Annotated in this window: 5 protein-coding genes; all 5 read left to right on the forward strand. The window is 68.3% G+C overall.

Going from position 1 to position 4,410, the window contains the following annotated elements:
* Positions 1 to 640 (forward strand): gluconate 2-dehydrogenase subunit 3 family protein (locus ACE5C1_RS05460; protein ID WP_374943048.1); only part of this gene is annotated, 640 nt, incomplete at its 5' end.
* Positions 630 to 2,300 (forward strand): GMC family oxidoreductase, encoded by a 1,671-nt coding sequence (locus tag ACE5C1_RS05465; RefSeq protein ID WP_374943049.1) that lies wholly within the window; start codon positions 630 to 632, stop codon positions 2,298 to 2,300. The genes ACE5C1_RS05460 and ACE5C1_RS05465, both read left to right, overlap by 11 nt.
* The gene (locus ACE5C1_RS05470) at positions 2,297 to 3,217 is read left to right on the forward strand and encodes an SMP-30/gluconolactonase/LRE family protein (protein ID WP_374943050.1); all 921 of its coding nucleotides are present in this window, start codon (positions 2,297 to 2,299) and stop codon (positions 3,215 to 3,217) included. The genes ACE5C1_RS05465 and ACE5C1_RS05470 overlap by 4 nt, the downstream gene beginning before the upstream one ends.
* Positions 3,168 to 4,091 carry a sugar phosphate isomerase/epimerase family protein gene (locus ACE5C1_RS05475; protein WP_374943051.1) on the forward strand — a complete coding sequence of 308 codons (924 nt, stop codon included), beginning with the start codon at positions 3,168 to 3,170 and terminating at the stop codon, positions 4,089 to 4,091. Before ACE5C1_RS05470 ends, ACE5C1_RS05475 begins: the two co-directional genes overlap by 50 nt.
* Before the next feature lie 34 nt (positions 4,092 to 4,125).
* The coding region (locus tag ACE5C1_RS05480) for an SDR family NAD(P)-dependent oxidoreductase (RefSeq protein WP_374943052.1) at positions 4,126 to 4,410 on the forward strand (285 nt) is incomplete at its 3' end.

Genomic DNA, 4,410 nt, shown 5'->3' on the forward strand with positions numbered 1-4,410 from the left:
GAGCGGCAAGCCGACCTATCCCGGCTATGACGTGCTCGCCAAGCGCGACACGCCGTCGTGGAACGAGCGGACGCGCGCGGTGGTCGACGCGCGGCTGGCGACGCCGCGCACGCCGCGTTTCCTCACGCGCGCCGAATGGGCGACCGCCGACGCGCTGTGCCGGCGCATCGTGCCGGGGGAGGTCGAGGTCCCGTTGGTCGCGCTGCTCGACGCCAAGCTGCTGGCCGACGACGGCGACGGCACGCGCGACGACGACATGCCCTATATGCGCGAGGCGTGGCGGATCGGTCTGGCGGCGATCGAGGCCGACGCCGGCGAGCGTCACGACGGACGGCGCTTCGCGGCGCTGGGCGAGCCCGCGCAGGATGCGCTGATCGAGGCGATGCGCACCGTGGACGAGCCGTCCGGCGCCTGGCGATCACTGTCGCCGAGCAAGTTCTTCGAGCGGCGCGTGCTCGTCGACCTTCCCGCGCTCTTCTATTCGCTGCCGCAGGCGTGGAGCGAGATCGGGTTCGGCGGCCCCGCCTCTCCGCGCGGCTATGTTCGACTCGACGGCGACCGGCGCGACGCGTGGGAGGCGGCGGAGGCGACCCCCGGACACGAGACGCTCGCCAGGATCGCGAACGGCCATGTGGTCTGACCCCGGCCTCGCCCCGCGCGGTCGCGACGGGCAGGCGCCCGACGTCCTGAACGAAGGCGGCTGGGTGCCGATGCGCCAGTATCCGGAGAACGAGGAGGTCGACTTCGCGATCGTCGGCACGGGCGCGGGCGGCGGCACGCTCGCCGCGCGGCTGGCCGAGCAGGGTTTCTCCGTCGTCGCCTTCGATGCCGGTGCCTGGTTCCGTCCGCTCGAGGACTTTGCGTCGGACGAGACCGCGCAAAGCCAACTCTACTGGACCGACCGGCGGGTCGTCGCCGGCGCGAACCCGGTCAAGATGGGCGGCAACAATTCCGGCAAGGCGGTAGGTGGATCGACCGTCCACTATGCGATGGTCGCCGTCCGCTTCCGCCCCGAATGGTTCACGGCGCGCACCAGCCTCGGCTACGGCGTCGACTGGCCGATCGGCTGGGAGGAGATGTGGCACTGGTACGCCGAGGCGGAGCGTCAGCTGACCATCTCCGGCCCACTTACCTATCCATGGGGCCCCAAGCGCCCGCGTTACCCCTATCGCGCGCACGAACTGAACGGCGCGGGCAAGTTGCTGGCGGCGGGCGCGGAGAAAACCGGGATCGGCTGGACGGAGACGCCGCTCGCGACGCTCTCGGCACCCTATCGCGACGCCAACGGCAAGAGCCCGCCATGCGTCTATCGCGGCTTCTGCCGGTTCGGCTGCTCGACCAACGCCAAGCGCTCGGTGCTGACGGTATTCATTCCGCGCGCGGTCAGCGCCGGCGCCGAGATCCGCGACCTCGCGATGGTCGGGCGCATCGAGACCGGCAAGGACGGCCGCGCGACCGGCGTCCATTATCACCGCGACGGCAAGTGGCACTTCCAGCGCGCGAAGAACGTCGTCGTCGCCGGCTATGCCATCGAGACGCCGCGACTGCTCCTGAACTCCGCCGACGACAGGTTTCCCGACGGCCTCGCGAACTCGTCGGGGCTGGTCGGCAAGAACTTCATGACCCAGTCCAACGCCGCGGTCTGGGGCCGGATGGACGCGCCGGTGCGCTGGTACAAGGGGCCGCCCAGCCTCGCCATCACCGAGCACTGGAACTACGACGACGCCAAGGACTTCCACGGCGGCTATCTCTGGCTCGGCCAGGGGCCGCTGCCGAACGAGTGGGCGTCGGTGCTGACCGGCGCGCGCGGGCTGTGGGGCGCCCCGCTTCGCGAGGCGATGCGCGACTACAACCACATGATCGGCGTGAAGATGGTCGGCGAGACGCTGCCGGACGAGCGCAACGCAGTGACGCTGGCCGACGACCTCGACCAGTACGGGCTGCGGGTCGCGAAGATCACTTTCGGCTGGGGCGACAACGACAAGGCGCTGATCGCGCATTCGCTGACGCAGATGCGCGCCTCGATCGAGGCGATCGGCGCCGAGGACATCTTTGAACAACCCGACGACAGCAACCATCTGGGCGGCACCGCGCGGATGGGCGCCGACCCGCAAACCAGCGTCGTCGACGCGGACGGCCGCAGCTGGGACATCCCGAACCTGTGGATCTGCGACGGATCGGTGTTCCCGACCGTCGGCGGGGTCAATCCCTCGCTGACGATCTACGCGCTTGCCCTGCGGATGGCGGATCGGATCGGACGCATGGCGAAACGGGGCGAGTTGAAGGAGCGGGCGCGATGAGCATCGAGATCGTGCTCGATGCGCATGCCACCATCGGCGAGTCGGCGACCTGGGCCGCCGACGAGCAGGCGCTCTACTGGATCGACGTGAAAGCGCCTGCGCTCTACCGTTTCGATCCCGCGACGGGTGAGAACCGCGGCTGGATGCTGACGGGCGATGTCGGTGGTTTCGCACTGACCCGCGATGGCGGGGTGGTGGTTGCCCTGCGCCACGGGCTACATCGGCTCGATCTGCAGAGCGGCGAGCTGGTTCGGCTGACCGAACCGACCTTCGACCCGGCCTTGTTCCGCTACAATGAAGGCGCGTGCGACGCGGCCGGCCGTTTCTGGATCGGCGTGATGTTCGACCCCCTAAATGGCAAGCCTCCTGCTCAGAAGGGCGCGCTTCACAGCTTCACGCTGGGCGGCGGCCTGCTGGCGGTGGACGATTGTTCGGATCTGCACAACGGCATGGCCTGGAGCGCAGACGGTCGCACCTTCTATCTGTCGCACAGCTACCCGCGACAGGTGTTCGCCTACGGTTACGATTCCGATACCGGATCGCTCTCAGACCGGCGTCTCTTCGCCACGGTCGAGAAAGAGGCGGGCATTCCGGACGGCGCCGCCGTTGATGTCGAGGGCGGCTATTGGTGCGCGCTGCACGGTGGCGGCAGGGTGCGTCGCTACCACCCTGACGGTACGATCGATCGCGACATCGAGCTACCGGTCAGCCAGCCGACGATGTGCGCGTTCGGCGGCAAGGGCCTGACTACGCTTTATGTGACCAGCGCGTGCGACGGGCTGAGCGAGGCGCAGCGCATGCGCGAGCCTCACGCGGGGGCACTGATGAGGCTCGATGTCGGCACGTCGGGGATCCCTCGGACCTGCCATGTCGGCGACCGACCGCCGGTGGCGCGCAAAGGGGTTTGTCATGATTGACGGGGGCTACCGCTTCGGGATCAGCGAGTTCACGACGCAGCCATGGTCGTTCGAGGACGATGTCACGCGCTACGCCAGGCTCGGCGTCGACACCATCGAGGTGGTCGAGGCCAAGCTCGACGACCATCGCTTCGCCGAACAGATGGAGTCGATCGGCCCTGCTGGCCTCGACATCAGCGGGGTGCAACCGAAGGTGCGCACCTTCTTCGCCAGCCGGATGACGCCGGATCCGAAGGGAGTGGATGAACGCGTGGCGGCCCTTCGCGGGTCGATCGAGCGCCTCGGCCGCTTCGCGCCTGGCGTGCCGTTCATCACCAACACCGGCGCGCATCCGCGCGGCGACATGGCCGAGGCGATGCGGATCGTGGGGGATCGTCTGGGCGAGCTGTCGAAGGTCGCCGCCGACAACGGCGTCCTGCTGGCGCTGGAGCCGCTCAATCCGACTTCGGTGAATGTCGAGAGCGCCATCTGGACGATCGACCAGGCGTTGGAGGTGATCGACCGCGCCGGTAGCGATCGGGTGGGCCTCTGCCTTGATTACTGGAACATCTGGCAGAACCCCGGGGTTACGGCGCAGATTGCCCGCGCTGGCGCGAAAATTTTCACGGTTCAGGCGAGCGATTGGCGCACGCCGCGATCGTTCGCCGATCGCATCGTGCCGGGGGCCGGAGACATTCCGCTCGCCGAGCTGATCCGGGCGACGCGCGCGACGGGTTATGAACTGCCATACGTCGTCGAGATCTTCTCCGAGGACGTGCCGGATTCGCTTTACGATCGCGATCTCGAGGCGGTCATCATCGACTGCAAGCGGGGCTTCGCATCGGCGTGGGAAGAAAGCCTGACCGGCCGGGCATTCGATCCCGCGAGAACCTGAGCGATCATGCTCTCACCAGACCAGGAGACAAGCGATGTCCGACGAAACGCATCCAACCATGTTCGCGGGAACGCTGGTCGGCCGGGTGGCTCTGGTCACGGGCGGTGACTCGGGGATCGGCTCGGCATGCGCCAAGGCGTTGGCGGCAGCCGGCGCCGATGTCGCGGTGACCTATCTTCACGACGAGGACGGCGCGCGCGAAACCGCCGATGCGGTACGGGCAGCCGGCCGCCGCGCATTGGCGCTACGGAGCGACGCGCGTGACGAAGTCGCGGTCGAGGCATGCTTCGATGAGGTCGAACAGCAGCTGGGAACCGTC

The sequence above is a fragment of the Sphingomonas sp. genome, assembly GCF_964263785.1.
Classification (GTDB): Bacteria; Pseudomonadota; Alphaproteobacteria; order Sphingomonadales; family Sphingomonadaceae; genus Sphingomonas.